The organism is Arthrobacter sunyaminii (assembly GCF_018866305.1).
In the GTDB taxonomy this organism is placed as follows: domain Bacteria; phylum Actinomycetota; class Actinomycetes; order Actinomycetales; family Micrococcaceae; genus Arthrobacter_B; species Arthrobacter_B sunyaminii.
Genome location: NZ_CP076456.1, coordinates 1,184,208 through 1,199,698 on the forward strand (window position 1 = coordinate 1,184,208; position 15,491 = coordinate 1,199,698).

Genomic DNA, 15,491 nt, shown 5'->3' on the forward strand with positions numbered 1-15,491 from the left:
GAAGGCGTGTATACCAGCACCTGGCTCAACGTTCACCGATCATCGGCACGAGCTGTCGAACTCCGGCGGTAGCAGGACATCCTCCAGCGGCTGGATGCCGGGGGTTAACCGCAGTTGAGGTTCGGATTCCTGTACGACCTGAAAAAATGTCACTTCCAAAACCGCGTTCTCTCCTGGACCAAGTTCTGTTGTCACCGTGCCCAGCGGGCGCTGCCCATGCTTGCCGGCGCCAAAAGGTACCTTCTCACCGTTCAGGGTGGCGCTTTCCACCAGAGCTTGCGCGGGTCCGTACACCACGTTGTTGGTGCGGACGCGGCCCGGGGCAACGTTGAATACGCCCGCGCCGGTGACATAGTCCGGTAGGCTGGTGGCTGCATCCTCCGGTGCCGTGTTCGCGACGGTCAGGCGCACGGTGTAACGACTGTAACCATCGGGCTGGCAAGTTTTACGTAGCTGGGCCGTCCGCTTTACGTAATAGTCCATCTTGGCGCCCGTGCCGTCATTAAAGTAAGCACCAAATGTGGCCCCGCCCGAGCCGGATCCGGTTACCGATCCGGCCAAGGCAGTGGAACTGATGATGTTCTGCTCGCCCGCATGGCTGGACCAAAGGTAGAGTCGACGGTCCTCCACGCTACTGGTCAGGGCCCTGAGTAGCTGGGTCTCGTCCCCGCCGCCGGCGGTAAAGGCGGCGAATACCTCTCCAGCCACCGCGGCGAAGTAGGCATCCTGAAGCTCTGGCTCCTCGATCTCCCGGTAAACGTCGGAGAGCAAGGTGGATATCACATTTTCCTGCGTCAAGGAGGTCGGTAGATCGGTGCCCTGCAGCAGGCGGAGGACTTCGGGGTCCGTGAGTTCCACGGGGCCCGTCACATCCAGTAGACGGGACAGCACCACGGGGTCGAGGGCCAGCACACCGTCCACGGTCTGGCCTTCGTGCCGGCTGTCCCACATCCGCTTAGCTGTCTCGGCGGCTGTGGGGAAGTCGGGGGTGAGGTTTACGTTCTGCATTTGCACACCGAGCCGCGCCGAGTAGATCGCGACCTGTTCCGGGTCGACCTCTAGAGGCGGGATGAACCGGTCAATGGCGCCAGCGCTGCTCTGCTCGCCCAGCTCAAGGCGGCCGTCTACCACCTTCAGTATCGCCAGTGCCCCAGGAATACCCCCTGTTGCGCGGGCCTCTCCATTGTTCTGAATCAGTATGAGGTAATTGCGCGGCTCGCTGGCTCCTAGCATAGGTGGGAGGAGTTGTCCGGCCGCTGAAGCGGTTTCCAAGGCCTCGCCGATATCTCCCAGCTGTGTGGTTGCCGCGTCAACGGCATTGGCGACCTCCGGGATCAGCCTTTCGGTATTAATTGCCGCAAGCCGCTCATGGGAGAGCTGAACGGTGTTGGCTGACGCGGTGAGGATGGGCGCAGCATCCTGCAGCTGCCCAACATCTATCCGACCATCTGTGGGGGAGAGCGCCCGCCAATCAAAGGAATCGTATCTGGCCAGGAGGGGACCTACCGCCCGGGCTGCCACGTCATCGGCGGAGACTACAGCTTCGGTGACGGCCTGAAAGTTCGGGCCTACGACGGGAACGACAGCTGCGGCTTTCCACAGCGGTCCGGTGGCGGTGGCGCGGGCCGAACTTATCTGCTCCTGCATCGCATCGAACGTCTGTTTTACCTCGGTCGACCTGCCGTCTTGAAGCTGATTACGAATCTGGGGAAGAGCCGCGACGACCTGCTCCAGCTCGTCGCGAACAGTGTTAGCCTGGTGCGTCAGCAGAACCCCGCAACCAAGTGCAACCGCGCCCAACGAGGTAAGGCCAAGGCCTGTCACAATGAGCGTTCTGCGGCATCGTTTGGCCAGCCTCTTTCGTGGACCTGCAGCTGATGCCACCATCGTAGCGGGGTCGTTGGTATTGGGGATCATGATTAGGCCTTTTGTGGAAACGGAGTCAACGGTCTTATCAGAACGCGCCGTGGCGGGAAACAACCGCGCGGAAAGTTTTGAGCAGAATCGCGAGGTCGCCAGCTATCGACCAGTTCTCCACGTAGTAGAGATCTAGTCGTACGGTGTCGTCCCAGGAGAGCAAGGAACGGCCGCTGACCTGCCACAGTCCGGTCAGGCCTGGGCGAACCATGAGCCGACGATGCACGTGGCTTTGATACAGAGCTACCTCAGAAGGCAACGGTGGGCGCGGGCCCACTAAACTCATAGTCCCGTTGAGCACGTTAAACAACTGGGGGAGTTCGTCCAAACTATAGCGTCGCAGGAAATGCCCAACCCTAGTGATCCGGGGATCTGCCTTTAGCTTGAACATGACGCCGTTGCCCTCGCTCCTCGCTCGGAGTGCTTCGAGGCGATCTTCAGCATCGCTGACCATTGAACGGAACTTGTACATCCGGAACGGACTTCCGCTCGCGCCCACTCGTTCCTGTTTGAAGAGAACGGCGCCGGGAGAATCTGCTTTCACAACGAGCGAAATGGCTATGAGGATGGGCGACAGGACCAGTACGAGACACGCTGCTCCAAGTAGGTCAAAGCCTCTCTTCATTAGGCGCTGTCCTAGCCCGAGATTAGGAGTGGACACATGGATGAGAGGTAAGCCCGCCACAGGTTGGGTGTGGATTCGCGGGCCAGCCACGTCTGTCAGCGCCGGGGCCATAATCATCTTGACCTGCATGTCTGTGAGCGCCCAACCGAGTTCCCGAATGACTTGAGGCGGTAACGGAACGCCGCTGGAAAGCGCAACTACGTCCGGACGGGCCTGGCGAACGGCGGCCACGATGGCTGAAACGCTCGGCTCGTGCCCCATATTTGGTAAGCCGACGTCGGGAGCTGTTGCCGTGCCTTCGGAAGTCCCGGGAAGATAAGTCGCGACCGGACGGTACCCGGCCATGGGCTGACTTCTCAATGCTTTTGCCAGGTGCTCGACATTGCGTAACCCTCCAATGAGAAGGACTGAGGAACTGCTTCTCCCGGCCTGACGCTGTCCACGAAGGTGAGAACGGACAAGGACACGAGCGACCATAAGCGATAACGCACCAGCTGGTAAGGCAAGAATAATATACCCGCGCGCGATTTCAAGCTGGAAAATGTACGAGAATGTAGCTACAAATCCAAACAACCAAAATGAAGCACTTAATACTCGTTTGAACTCGTCTGTCCCATAACCTAAGACACTAGCCTCACGACTACGCCAGAATCCGAGGCAGAACCACCAAACTCCCGCGAGAATGAGCGTCACAATAACGTACGAAGGGCCTTCCGTTTGTGTCCGCTCCCATGCTCCCGGGGTGCCAAATCGGAGAACTAATGCTCCGGACATTGCCCACAAGATTGCCCCTGCATCCACAAAACCAAGAAGACGCCTGTGCTGCTTACTCCAGTCCGTTGTCAAAGTGCCTTCTGACCGAGTTCTAGGTGCGAAGAGCATTATTGCTGCTTGCTTCAGTCGAGATGTCGTCGAAGGATGCCTCTTGCCTCCGGCCACGACGTCGAGTCTCTAGGTGGCTACCGCTTAGGGCCTTCGATCCCGCGTGTCCTTGCTGGTTTTTCCTTGACACTGGTTTGGATTCGTAGGAGTAATAGCCGTATGAATACGCATCTGGCCCCTTTGTGGGAAGCAAATTCAGAACGATTCCAAGGAGGTGGGCATTTACGAATTCCAGGGCGGATATAGATTTCTCCAAGTCTTGAGTTCGTATCTTCTCTGAACCTGCGACCAAGACAACTCCTCCGACTCGCTGGCCCAGAACGGCAGCGTCGGTAACCGGAATCAGCGGAGGAGCGTCGATGATAATCACGTCGAATTCCTTTTCCAATTCGAGCAACAGCATCGTCATATCTTCGGAACCCAGCAGCTCGCTTGGATTCGGGGGAATTTCACCCGAGGTCAGGACCATAAGCTCGTTTTGGCCCCACGGTTGCATTAGATCAGAGAGAGTGGCAGAGCCAATGAGTGCTGTTGTCAGTCCCGCGCTTCCTTCAAGACCCAGATAGTTCGCCACCATGGGTCTACGAAGATCGGCGTCCACAAGAGCTACACGATTTCCGGCTTCAGCCATAGCGATAGCCATGTTGCACGCTGTCGTACTCTTGCCTTCTCCTGGGAGCGAGGACGTAACAAGCATTGTTTTTGACGTGGCGCTAACGACTGCGAACTTCAAATTCGTGCGTATTTGGCGGAATGATTCCGCACGAGAGCTTTGCGCACCAACCTGAGTAATAAGCGGCTTCTTTTCGGCATCAGCGTCATATGCGACGCCCCCTAAGATGGCGGAGTCGGTGATCCGTGCAACGTCACGGTCATTTCGTACTCTCGTGTCCAGCGTAGTGCGGAGGAAGGCCACCGCGAGTCCCGCGCTAAGGCCGGTCAGTAGGCCTAAAGCAAGGACAAGGGACCGGTTAGGGTTGGAGGCAAATTCGGGAGCGGTTGCGGGGCTGACTACCGAGAGTCGCACTGGCGATTCCCCGGTCTGTGGCGTTTCAAGTTGGTCGACAGCGTTGATGAGGCTTTCAGCAACTGATTGGGCTATCGCTGCAGCCTGCACCGGGGACTCGTCTTTGGCCGTGACCGTAATTATAACAGTGTTGTTTTTGGTGCTGGCATTGACCATCCGAGATAACTGGGCAGGAGTCGCGGTAAGGGCGAGTGAATCTATAACCGGTTGCAGGACCAAGGGTGTTCCAACAGTCTCTATATAACTCTGGACACGTGCTTGAGTGAAGGTGTTGCCCTGTTGCAGTTCAGATACGTTGTTTGAATTTTGAACTGATACGAATAACTTGGTCCTAGACTCGTATGTCGGCTGTGCGAATAATATGTAAATTGCAGCCGTTAATGCGCCGGCAACACAGAGCGAAACTATAGACACCCAATGGAGCCGCAGTACTCGGAGGTATCCGATCAGATTCAAAACATTCCCTCAGTTCTAGGGTGCAGAGGCACCCTCCAATAACACGGTGACAGCAAATAACCGCACCGCTGCTTGCCCGGTAGCATGAAGTTCGAGACTAGCTCGCGCTCCGGCGTTTCATACCTTGCCTGACGACCTCAGCGACCATAACCACGTCAAGCCGGCTTGCTGGCACGCAATAGAGCAGAACAGCAATGTAACAGCCCGGAACGGCCACGGCTGCAATGATTGCGAGGAGCCAATGCGACACTAGGATGACTGAACAAGCCCCCAACACTGCGATCGGCAAAAACATGAGGAAAAAGCTTCTCAGGCCGTCAGTCATCAGGCTCCTCAGATTAAGTCCCGATACCCGTTGGCACCACCACAGTCCGACAAGCCAGTTGCAAGCAAAAGCCGCAGAGTGAGCGACCGCTACGCCGATTGGCCCCCAAATGACCCCTAGCATCATGCAGGCCGCTATCAACGGCTGCGAAACAAGGGAGTAACGCAGCTGATGGCCCGTAAGACCCAAAGCTAGGTATGCCCAGAACTGCACCTGGGCGAGAGCCCGAAAAAGTCCACCCAGCGCCAGAACTTGAAAGATTGGGACCAGTGGGAGCCATTGTTCGCCGAAAAAGAGTCCGATCAGTGGATCTGCAATACCGACCAGCAGCCCATAAGTGACCGCGGCAATGACTCCTCCAATCCGCTGTCCCTTGCGAAGGAAGCTCGTAAAGCGTTCCGGTTCGTCTTGCAGCCTGGAAAGAACAGGTAAGGCAACACGAGTCATGGGAAACAAGAGTTGATTCAGTGGGAGTAGGAGAAGTTGGTAGGCGCGCGAATAAAGCCCCAAGGAGGCCGCTCCCCAGACATACCCGATTGCCACCGTATCGACATTCTTGGTCAGGTAGCTCACCATATGGCTGCCCGCGACCCCTCCTCCATAACGGAAGAACCCCCGCATGGGCTCACGGCGGCTTGGCAGGCCTGGAGTCCACCGCGCGATGGCTACAACCAGAACTAACCCTGCAAAGGCAGCCATGAGTTGTTGTGCAACGAGAGCGTAGTAGCTGCCCGTCAGTGATGCATAAACCAAAGCCGCTGCGAGAGCCATCACTTGGGGAAGCGTATCAGCAGCATTCAGTGCGAAAAACCGCATTTGTCTATTGAGTTCACTCCGGAACTGGGTTGCCATTCCATTTAGAAGGAAAGTAACGCTTAATAACTGCCCAATAGGCTCAATGCGTGCATCTCCATAGAATGCGGCTATCGCTCCGCTCGATGCGTAAACAATAACCGCAAATAGCAGCCCGATGCCCGTGTTCACCCAAAACAGATTGTTCTTTTGTCCCTTAGACAGGTGTTTAGCTTGAATGGCTGCAATTGAAAGCCCAGCATCTCGAATAATTTCTCCGATGCCGACTACCGCCGTCGTCATCGCCACCAGGCCAAAGTCACTGGGACTCAGAAGGCGCGCCAAGGCCACCAGGCCGATAACTTGCGACCCAACACGAACCGCCTGCCAGACGACTGTTTGTACGGCGCCCCGTGAGGCATGGTTCCCCAGGTTTGCCGTGTCGACCGTCACAGCTGGTACCGGCGGTTAAGCTCGCCGTCATTTAGTTCATTACGTTCCACGGGTGTCCTGTATTCTTAAATACGAAAAAAAACATGCTATAGATCACCGTGGACTCTAGCATGCATCCCATAACTACTCTTCGAGCGGCGCATTGGAGGCCGGCTGTCATCGCTAGCGAGCAACGGACGGGCCAAAGCATGGTGACCAAACGCGCAACGAAATGTAGACGAAGTATACCGGTTCCGTTTTGCTTAATGCGCGTGGCGTACTCTTCGAGCCCGTTCGAAGAGCGGAAAGCGAGTCCCTCATGTCCGGGAGTGCATGGCGGATGGATGTTCGGAAAGACTGGTACATCAGCCTCAGCTAGGCTTGGGGTCCTTAGTCGGATTGCTACGTAGTCAGGAAACAGGTGCAGTATGGCAGTAATAGGGCTTTTTGGCGCCTGGGTCGTTCTTTTGGTGGCCATGCTCATACCGGTACATATATTGCCATCAATGATTTTAGCTGTATACGCTCTCCTACCTCTAGGAGCTATTTCAGCTGGTCCTCTCGCTTCCTTCCCTGCGCTTGGACTATTGTTCCTGATATGGCTGGTGCGTCGGAGGTTTACTGCTCCCATAGATCAGGTGGGCCTTTACTCAAACGCCACGCGATCCGCTGTCCTGACTGTCGCGACGGTGCTGTTTCTTGGGTGGTGTGGAGTTTCGGTATTTCTATCTGACTACCGTTTGAACTCACTTTCGTGGGTTTTCAGTGCAATCGTTGGTATTGGTCCAGGCCTCATGGCGAACCAGCCCGTACGTGAGGCAGAAATACTCAAGAAGACATGGATCTATCTTGGGGTGGTCTTTGGCGCGTATGCATCAATTGAAGGCGCGTTACAGAGCAACTTTATTTATGGCCCGTTAAATGCCCTGTTCGGTCAGGAATCCACTCAGCATTGGTCTGTGTACCGGGCCGAAGGGTCATTCGGTCACCCTCTAGCACTTTCCACCTTTCTGGCGATTGCACTCTCTTTGGCAGTTACTCTGGGCGCGCAGCGATGGACGCCAACTTTAGCGGTCTCTGCCGGCCTCATTCTGGCTGGATTAGTGGCCACTGCGTCACGTGGCGGGCTTCTTGCGGGTGGAATCGGAGTACTTATTGGTGTCTTGATGATGCTCACCGCCGTGGATCGGACGAAGCGAAGCAGGATAGTGTTGACGCTCGGCGCAGCGGGTGCAGCAGCAGCGCTGGTGCTTCAATCGGCCCTCATTCAGGCCCGTGGGGAGTCTGTAGAAGCGACCAGGTCGAGTGCTGCGCGTGTGCAGGTTACCGAACAGGCAATGCAAACACTAAGACAAAGTAATTGGCTGGGAACAGGTGGAGGAACTTCTTCACGAGTCATCATGGACGCTGGCAGTCCGGTGCCGTTGGAGAACTCTGCCCTTCAGGTATTGGTTAGTCTGGGCATACCTGGGGCTATCCTTATGGCAGCACTTTTGTGGATGCTGCTCATAAAAGGAACGGCTAGCAGAGATGCAGCCGCTGTCGGTGCATTAGTGGCTCTCTGCATCGCTTATCTCGGCTACAATGCGTTTGATGACAAACCGTCGATGCATATAGTCATCGGGTTGGTATTCCTCATGCTCAATGGGTCTTCCCAGCAGATGTATCGCGCGCGGACTATAGGTGCAGGTCCCTTAGCTGGCCCACTAACAGTCGGTTCTAAAAAGAAAAGAGCGTAAGGATCATAAAAAGTAGGAATGATAAGCAGCTCGTCCTTCATGTGGGCCCAGTCGGAGACGTTCCCGGAGGGATGGCGCAAGTCGTAAACGGTTATGTCTCCTATGATTTTGAGAATGTCAGGGTAAAGGCCCTCTGTTCAACAAAAGGCAGAAGGGACCCCTTGTCAGCGGCGCGTTGGGTTTGGACCCTTTTACGACTTCTGGGCTACCGATGCTGCGTCCGTGATCTCATAGTTGTGGTACATCTTTCGGCTGGTGGATCTTTCATCCGTGAAGGATCGCTGCTGTTGTGGGCACGCGTGCTAAAAGGACGCACCGGAATACACTTGCACGGTAGTAGATTTGCAGTATTTTCGCGTCGATACCCGAAACTGACGAGCTTCATATGCAGAGCATCAGATTCTGTCTTTGTGCTTACAGATGAGATGCGCCAGATTGTGTCCAGTTTTCTTGATTCTGCTGAGAAAACAGAGATCGTGATGGTACGAAATATGGTTGAAGTCCCACCACTTACTCAGCGCCGGAACGATACGGTTGTTTTTGCGGGCGAGGTCGGTGAGAGGAAGGGGGCTGACACGCTCCTTTCTGCATGGAATAACATAGCAGGCCAGCGCCGCTCCGGTTGGAAGTTAATTATTGCTGGTCCAATAGTCATGGATTTGTCCGCATACCCGATTGATGAGTCAGTCGAATTTCTGGGTACCGTCCCGCATAAAGATGTAGTTGAATTGCAGAGAACTGCAAGAATAGCCGTCCTTCCCTCGAGGCATGAAGCTCTTCCGATGTTCCTGCTGGAATCGATGGCGGCGGGATGTGCAGTGATTAGCACTGATGTTGGGCAAATAAAGGAGCTATTGAGTGACGAAGCAGGGGTGCTGGTTCGCCCCGCGGACAGTGATGGCCTGCTTCAAGCGCTGACGGGGTTGATGGAGAATGCAGAAGCCCGAGAGACGACAGCTAACCGGGCAAGGCAAAAGGTTGAAACAGAATATTCGCTACGATCGCAATCGGTCGGCCTTGAAACGGCTTGGTTGTCCATTGGGAAGGTTAAATAATGCAGAGTCCACTCCTTGAGGAGAGCGCAGGAAAGCGTGCAGTCCTGGCAGCATCGACCGGTGGTCACCTGGCTCAGCTGCATCGAATTGCACCAAACTTGGGACTCAGTCAGCCTCCGCTATGGATCACGTTCGACAATGCGCAGTCTCGAGCTCTCCTTGCTGATGAAAATGTCTTGTTCGTGCCTTACATCGCTCCGCGAGATTACCGAAACTTGACTCGTGCACTCCGTCCGATCGGCAGGGCTCTAAAAAGATCCGACTATGATGTCGCTATCAGTACTGGCGCCGCCTTGGCTGCTGCCGTCCTTCCTCTAGCTAAAGTTGGTGGCAAGGAAGCAATTTACATAGAAAGCGTTTCGCGCTTCAATGGACCGTCACTTACTGGAAAGATAATGTCGTTGTGCCCAGGCATCGTAACGGTCACTCAACACGAATCATGGGCGTCGTCAAAGTGGCCGTATCGGTTCTCAGTACTTGACGAGTATGCGGCGTCCGCTGTTCCATCTCCTTCCATAAAGGAACTGAAGGTCTTCGTGACCTTAGGTACCATTCGTCCGTATAGATTTGATGCCTTGGTTGATGCTCTTTTAGCAGTTCTGCCTCCTTCAGCGTCAGTGGTGTGGCAGCTGGGCGAGACTGATCGGCATGGCCTTCCCGGAGAGTCTTTTCGAAGTTTGACGAGTGAACAGTTTGACAGCAACGTCCAATGGGCCGATGTCGTCGTGACGCATGCCGGCGTGGGCAGTGCCATGAGGATTCTGGAACTAGGAAAGGCCCCGTACATGGTGCCCCGGCGTATGAGTCGAGGCGAGCATGTCGATGATCATCAACTTCAGATCATGAACTATCTCCAGGGTCGTCACTTGGCAATTTGTAGCGAAGCAGAGGAGATTTCGGTTGAAGGAATGATCAAGGCAGCAAGCTTAGCGGTCAGCACTTCTAGCTCCATTGGGACCGGGGAACGGTAGGATCGCAATGGGGGTACTCCTTAGCATAGTTCTTACGCTTCATAATTCTGTAGATGATGTAACTTTAATCAGGCGCAACATTGCGGCAATGAAGTCGAGCCGAATGGAACTCGTCATAATAGACGATGGTTCATCTGATGGTACTCAGAATCACCTTGACGGCTTGGCTGCACTATGGGATCGGACGAAGATTCTAAGAAACACTGCTTCCGTCGGTGTTGCTCGAGCGCGGAATTACGCACTTAGTCATGTCTCCGGTGAGTATGTATGGTTCGTGGACAGCGATGACGAATGGAATGCGGAAACGGCCCTGAAGGCGTTGGCTAAGGGGCAAGGAGCGGACGTTGTTGTAGCACGAGCACAAATTGTTGAAGGAAAACAAACACGATGTTTGAATCCTCCCCCAGGTAGGCGCTTATATGGGGGGAGCGATATGTTTGAGTTCCTAGCGCATGGAGCGATCCATGGCTATTTGTGGGATAAGTTGTTTCGCAGGAGTATATTGGGAAAGGATCCATTCGCTCCGCTTACGTCGCAGTCAGATTTTACTGGCGTCATTAGAGTCGCTGATAAATGCCCCACGCTAGCTGGGGTCGATTTTTTGATATATGTTCATCGGCTTAGACGTGGTTCCATAACGCAGTCAAAAAATCCTAACTTAGATAATCTTGTTTTGTGTTTTGAGTTATTTCAGTCAATGCACGAACGCCACAATGTGTCTAAAAATCTCGTTCGCTACTTTTCTGTGTGGTTTGTAGCTATTCCTGCTGCTTTCACTCCCTCTCGCAATGGAGCCCCACGTGAAACAGTTGTAAAGGGAATAAGGTTGGCGAAAGCGCTCCTCCGGATCACAGCCCTAACTTCAACCTGGCGGTATTCCAAGGCGACATTTGTTCGCGCGAGTATTGTCCGGCTGGCGGGTCCACTCGTTCCCAGTTTTTATCTGACGGCAAGACGAATTAAAGGTGTGAACATTGATAAATAACGGTCCACTTCGGGTGGGTGTCTTGGCTGGAAGTCTTGACGGTGGGGGTGCAGAATTTGTGGCTCGTACCTGGGCTAACTATTTGGCGGGATCCGGTCATTCGGTGACTTTTATTTCCGTGGCGGCCGAAGGTGATAAGAGTCTTCTTCACCCAGAAGTAAATGCAGTCTTCATAGGCGAGAGACATAATCATGTCTTCAAGGTATTTAAATTGCGACGAACTCTCGAAGCGGCCCGGTTTCATGCTGTAGTGAGCGCACAAATGTATCCCAATCTTTTGCTTCAGGCGGCCTCTATTGGCATGAAGGGCTCGAGACCAAAAGTCATCCTGAGTGAGCACAACCTTGTTTCGCTTGGTATGCCTGATGCCACCCCGGCGCACCGGAGGAAGGTTGCAGTGGCACGCCTCACGTACCGATTTGCAGATCATGTTGTGGCAGTTTCTCATCCGGTTGCGGGCGAGCTCGTTAGCTGGTTCCAGGTTCCGGGGAAGAAATGCACCGTGGTCGCAAACCCAGCCGCAGATAAGGTGGGACTGACTAACCAGAAGATGCGGCTTCCGCAGGGGGAAATGGGAATCCAGATCATACTTCCATGCCGCCAAGTGATTCAGAAGCAGCCGCACCTTGCTGTCCTCACGGCAGCGGTTCTTACCAAAAGAGGCATTGATGCCTCTGTGGTGGCGTTTGGTGGAGGTCCTATGTCTGAGGAGCTAAACAAATTGGCCGCCGACAACGGAGTTGAACTCCAACAGCGCGGTTGGGTTCACCGCTGGTTCGACCATGTGGCTCCTGGCAGCATCGTTCTTCTGCCCTCGAAGCGGGAGGGGTTCGGAAATGTCTTGGTAGAGGCAGCTGCAGTTGGGATTCCAAGCGTTGCCTTTTCCGGTGCGCTAGGGGTAGCGGATGCTGTCCTGCCAGGCATCACCGGTGAGCTGGTCGCTGATGACAGTCCAGAGGCCTTTGCGGATGGAATACTTCGTGCGCGAGAACTCGACCCGCTGGTTGCTCGTCGATGGTTGTCCCGTTTTTCCGCAGATGCGAGTGGCGAGACTCTGGAAGGTGTTTTAACAAGATGTGTCGGAGGAATGGCATCGTAGACGTAGCGCGTAGCTGGCGCGTGTCTGCCCAATATTGATGGTCGCCGTTGCGGCTACGCTGGTTACACTGGCGTAGCCAGGCCCGACCCACCCAGACCAATATGCCTGGGAGATTCCAGAGGTAGAAAGAGCAGAAGGTTTGGTGGCTGACTTCACTCATGTTGTTGTTCACCACCGAGTCTTGGCGTCGTCGTTACCATGCGTTGCGCTGACAAGGTGGACTCTGATTTCTTTTCACCACCAATAGTGGTCCGGAGCAGTCTGCGTGAACTGCCGGCAAGCCCCAGTTTCCCGTTGGCACACGGGCGCTGAGCGGACTCGCGGAAGTGCTCTAAGAGGAGATGATGCGCTTACAAGCGAATTCCTCCCAATATCGGCGGCACTTTTATCAGAGCACCAGCGGCCGCCACGGGAACGTCCATAACGCGTTCAACGGGGTGATGTGTCCGAGGTAAGGACCCGACACCGGGACAGGGCACATTGCTGCGAGCGGTCGCATGGAATCCAGGGGCGTCAACCGCCGACAAAAGGGGACCTAAGGGCCGTGCCCGGAAGCTCAACTCGAAACGTAGTCCCAACTCCCAGCTCCGACTCAAGAGAAATCAATCCGCCGTGGGCCTCCACAATGGACTTGGTGATGACCAGGCCAAGGCCCACGCCGGGAATGGCCGCCTTGCGGACCGATCCGGTGCGGAAGAACTTGGTGAACACCTCCAGCTAGTCCAGTACGCTCATGCCCATGCCAGTGTCCGCCACTTCCATGATCACTGACTCTTCCTTGGCCCAGGCACGGACGGTCACCACGCCGCCGTCGGGGGAGTACTTGATGGCGTTGGAGAGCAGGTTGTCCAGCACCTGGAGGATCCGCCCGGCGTCCACCTGCAGGATCAAATCCCCGGCCAGTTCACGGCGCAGCTCCACCCCGGCCGCCCGGGCCCGCGGGCCGGCGGAGTCCAAGGCAATCTCGATCAATTCGCCCAGCTTCTCCTCGGACAGCATGAGCTGGAGGGAGTCGGAAGCGGTGGCCAGCAAATCGGAGACCAGAGCGAGCAGCCGCTCGGCGTTGCGCTGGACCACCAAGAGGGCGGACGGGATGGGGCCGGCCATGTTCCGGTCCTCGGCCTCCTCCAAGGCCAGGTCCAGATACCCGAGGATGGAGGTCAAGGGAGTGCGCAGCTCGTGGGACACGTTGGCTACAAAGTCATCCTTGCTCTGCAGCGCATTGACCATGTCCGTGACATCGGAGAGGGCGAGCACCGAGCCGTTGAAGGCGCCGTCGTCGTCGGTCACCGGGCGGGCGGCCACGGCCAGGGCGCGCTGGCGCTCACGGAACCCACCCACACCACGTAGTCGGAGAAGGAATCACCCCGCATGGCGCGCTGGGCCGGACGGGCGTGCGGTGGCAGCTGCGCCTCCGGTCCAGACCGAAAATCTCCAGCGTCTCCTCCACAAAGCTGGTGGTCCCCACCGGCAGCGTGAGCTCGTGGTTGATCACCTGCGGGTTGTTCATCAGGATGATTTCGCCGTGCCGGTCCAGCGCGAGGACGCCCACATCCACGGTGTCCAGCACGGCGCTGAGCAGCGCGGAACTGCGCCGGCTCTCCAGCAGGCTCTCCTGCAGTTCCACCTTGGCGGCACGGAGCTGCTTCTGCTGCTCCACGGTGTCCCGCTCCACAATGGCCACGGTGCCGAAGATCGCCAGCATGATGAAGGGAATCAGCATGGGGGCGGCCAGGTCCCGCAGCTCGGTCTGGCCGGCAATTATCAACGGCGTCCACACCACCAGAACGGTCCCGGCAAAGCTCAGCAGCCCGGCCAGCCAGGGCGCGGCACCGGACCACGCCAGCCAGAAGACCGGCAGCACGCACAGCAGGCTTAGGCCGGTCACGGAGTCCCGGCCACCCGTGTACAACAGGCAGATCACGCCAAAATCCAGCAGCGGGATCAGCCAGTACGCCGGCACAAAGAGCCGATCCCAGGGAATGGCAAGGGAGGCGGCAGTGGCCACGGCCAGCAGCCCCAGGCCGAGGCGGAACGCTGGTTCCCCGAACGTTTCCGGACTCCCCGCCGCCACCAGGGGCAGTGCAATAAACACCGAGATCACCAGCGGAAGCTGGGTGATGGCCACCTTCAGCCGAAGCGAGAATTCATGGAAATGAGTGCGGATTCCCAATAGGGTCAGGGCCCGGCGCTCGAAACTGGACATATAAAAGCGAACCCCTGATCCTTGACAGCTATAGCTGCGATTATAGGGGGAGCCTGTAGTATCTCGAGTAAGGGGAGCGGGTTATCAGAAGGTCTCGCAGGACGGAAAATCACCACATATGGAAACACAGCGCGTTGCAGTCATCATTGAGGACGACAAAGATATCCGCGACCTATTAAATGCGGTATTGCAGCAGTCGGGTTTCAAGGTTTTCACCGCTCCCAACGGCACCGAGGGCGTGGAAGCTGTCCGCACGCACAATCCCACGGTGGTCACCCTGGACCTGGGTCTGCCGGACATTGATGGCTTTGAAGTCATCCGCCAGCTGCGCCTGTTCTCCGACGCCTACATCGTGATGCTCACCGCCCGTGCCGAGGAACTCGACACCCTCATGGGTCTGGAAGCCGGCGCCGACGACTACATCACCAAACCCTTCCGTCCGCGTGAACTGCGCGCCCGCATCTCCGCCATGCTGCGCCGCCCCCGCGCCAGCGAGGACAGCCACGCCGCCGAAGGCACGGCGTCGGACCAGGCTGCCGCCGATCACGTACCGGAAGCATCGGCACCCGCGGCGGCATCGCCGTCGGCCGGCGTGACACCGACCGGCACACAGACCGCAGACGCCGAGGCAACAGAAGAAGGACGCTTCCGGCACAACGGCCTGAGCCTGGACTTTTGCACCCGCACCACCGAAATAGACGGCAAGCCTGTGGACCTGACCCGCACCGAGTTTGAACTGCTGCACGCCGTGCTGGAAAGCGGGCGGAGGGTCCGCACCAAGACTGACCTGGTGCGCCGGCTGCGCGGGGATGAATACGACGCCGGCGGGTTCATCAGCGAAGCCGACGAACGCACCGTCGAAGTCCACGTGGGCAACGTCCGCCGCAAGCTCGGCGACGACTCCCGCTCGCCGCGCTGGCTGGAAACGGTCCGCGGCGTCGGCTACCGGCTGGCCCCGTCCCGCTAGCGGACGCCCGGGG

At 56.6% G+C, this 15,491-nt stretch carries 11 protein-coding genes and 2 pseudogenes; 6 read left to right on the forward strand and 7 right to left on the reverse strand.

The window, feature by feature from the left end; translation table 11 throughout:
* Positions 1 to 39: 39 nt before the first annotated feature.
* From KG104_RS18010 to KG104_RS05200, 5 genes and pseudogenes are all read right to left on the reverse strand, one after another.
* Positions 40 to 1,917 carry a DUF4012 domain-containing protein gene (locus tag KG104_RS18010; RefSeq protein WP_237686989.1) on the reverse strand — a complete coding sequence of 626 codons (1,878 nt, stop codon included), beginning with the start codon at positions 1,915 to 1,917 and terminating at the stop codon, positions 40 to 42.
* Positions 1,918 to 1,954: 37 nt separating this feature from the next.
* Entirely contained in the window at positions 1,955 to 3,424 is a 1,470-nt protein-coding gene (locus KG104_RS05190; protein WP_207347471.1) for a sugar transferase, read from the reverse strand.
* The gene (locus KG104_RS05195; RefSeq protein WP_443623259.1) at positions 3,408 to 4,607 is read right to left on the reverse strand and encodes a tyrosine-protein kinase domain-containing protein; all 1,200 of its coding nucleotides are present in this window, start codon (positions 4,605 to 4,607) and stop codon (positions 3,408 to 3,410) included. Before KG104_RS05195 ends, KG104_RS05190 begins: the two co-directional genes overlap by 17 nt.
* A gap of 45 nt (positions 4,608 to 4,652) precedes the next feature.
* Positions 4,653 to 4,907, reverse strand: a pseudogene (locus KG104_RS18355) (YveK family protein); the annotation flags it as partial.
* 97 nt (positions 4,908 to 5,004) lie between these two features.
* Positions 5,005 to 6,477, reverse strand: coding sequence for a lipopolysaccharide biosynthesis protein (locus tag KG104_RS05200; protein ID WP_207347472.1), 1,473 nt, complete (start codon positions 6,475 to 6,477; stop codon positions 5,005 to 5,007).
* A 407-nt stretch (positions 6,478 to 6,884) separates the two neighbouring features.
* On the opposite strand from KG104_RS05200, the gene KG104_RS05205 reads away from it, so the two are divergent.
* The 5 genes from KG104_RS05205 to KG104_RS05225 all read left to right on the forward strand — a co-directional run bounded on the left by KG104_RS05205 (position 6,885) and on the right by KG104_RS05225 (position 12,305).
* Positions 6,885 to 8,195 (forward strand): O-antigen ligase family protein, encoded by a 1,311-nt coding sequence (locus tag KG104_RS05205; RefSeq protein ID WP_207347473.1) that lies wholly within the window; start codon positions 6,885 to 6,887, stop codon positions 8,193 to 8,195.
* Between the two features lie 410 nt (positions 8,196 to 8,605).
* The gene (locus KG104_RS05210) at positions 8,606 to 9,250 is read left to right on the forward strand and encodes a glycosyltransferase family 4 protein (protein WP_207347474.1); all 645 of its coding nucleotides are present in this window, start codon (positions 8,606 to 8,608) and stop codon (positions 9,248 to 9,250) included.
* Positions 9,250 to 10,221, forward strand: a complete 972-nt coding sequence (locus tag KG104_RS05215) for a glycosyltransferase (RefSeq protein WP_207347475.1) — start codon at positions 9,250 to 9,252, stop codon at positions 10,219 to 10,221. Before KG104_RS05210 ends, KG104_RS05215 begins: the two co-directional genes overlap by 1 nt.
* A gap of 7 nt (positions 10,222 to 10,228) precedes the next feature.
* Entirely contained in the window at positions 10,229 to 11,206 is a 978-nt protein-coding gene (locus KG104_RS05220; RefSeq protein ID WP_207347476.1) for a glycosyltransferase family 2 protein, read from the forward strand.
* Between the two features lie 13 nt (positions 11,207 to 11,219).
* On the forward strand, positions 11,220 to 12,305 hold the full coding sequence (locus KG104_RS05225; RefSeq protein WP_273545218.1) for a glycosyltransferase family 4 protein: 1,086 nt from the start codon (positions 11,220 to 11,222) through the stop codon (positions 12,303 to 12,305).
* A 513-nt stretch (positions 12,306 to 12,818) separates the two neighbouring features.
* Here the strand turns inward: KG104_RS05225 and KG104_RS05235 are convergent.
* Positions 12,819 to 13,535: pseudogene (locus tag KG104_RS05235) on the reverse strand (sensor histidine kinase).
* Between the two features lie 94 nt (positions 13,536 to 13,629).
* Entirely contained in the window at positions 13,630 to 14,511 is an 882-nt protein-coding gene (locus tag KG104_RS05240) for a hypothetical protein (RefSeq protein ID WP_207347480.1), read from the reverse strand.
* A 118-nt stretch (positions 14,512 to 14,629) separates the two neighbouring features.
* Between KG104_RS05240 and KG104_RS05245 the strand changes: the two genes are divergently transcribed.
* Positions 14,630 to 15,478, forward strand: coding sequence for a response regulator transcription factor (locus tag KG104_RS05245; RefSeq protein WP_207347481.1), 849 nt, complete (start codon positions 14,630 to 14,632; stop codon positions 15,476 to 15,478).
* Positions 15,479 to 15,491: the final 13 nt, after the last annotated feature.

Bases quoted from the DNA above. Each gene is read 5' to 3' on its own strand.
- KG104_RS05240 (WP_207347480.1), bottom strand. From the start codon at position 14,511: ATGTCCAGTTTCGAGCGCCGGGCCCTGACCCTATTGGGAATCCGCACT.
- KG104_RS05245 (WP_207347481.1), top strand. From the start codon at position 14,630: ATGGAAACACAGCGCGTTGCAGTCATCATTGAGGACGACAAAGATATC.
- KG104_RS05215 (WP_207347475.1), top strand. From the start codon at position 9,250: ATGCAGAGTCCACTCCTTGAGGAGAGCGCAGGAAAGCGTGCAGTCCTG.
- KG104_RS05220 (WP_207347476.1), top strand. From the start codon at position 10,229: ATGGGGGTACTCCTTAGCATAGTTCTTACGCTTCATAATTCTGTAGAT.
- KG104_RS18010 (WP_237686989.1), bottom strand. From the start codon at position 1,917: ATGATCCCCAATACCAACGACCCCGCTACGATGGTGGCATCAGCTGCA.
- KG104_RS05190 (WP_207347471.1), bottom strand. From the start codon at position 3,424: ATGCTCTTCGCACCTAGAACTCGGTCAGAAGGCACTTTGACAACGGAC.
- KG104_RS05205 (WP_207347473.1), top strand. From the start codon at position 6,885: ATGGCAGTAATAGGGCTTTTTGGCGCCTGGGTCGTTCTTTTGGTGGCC.
- KG104_RS05195 (WP_443623259.1), bottom strand. From the start codon at position 4,607: ATGGTCAATGCCAGCACCAAAAACAACACTGTTATAATTACGGTCACG.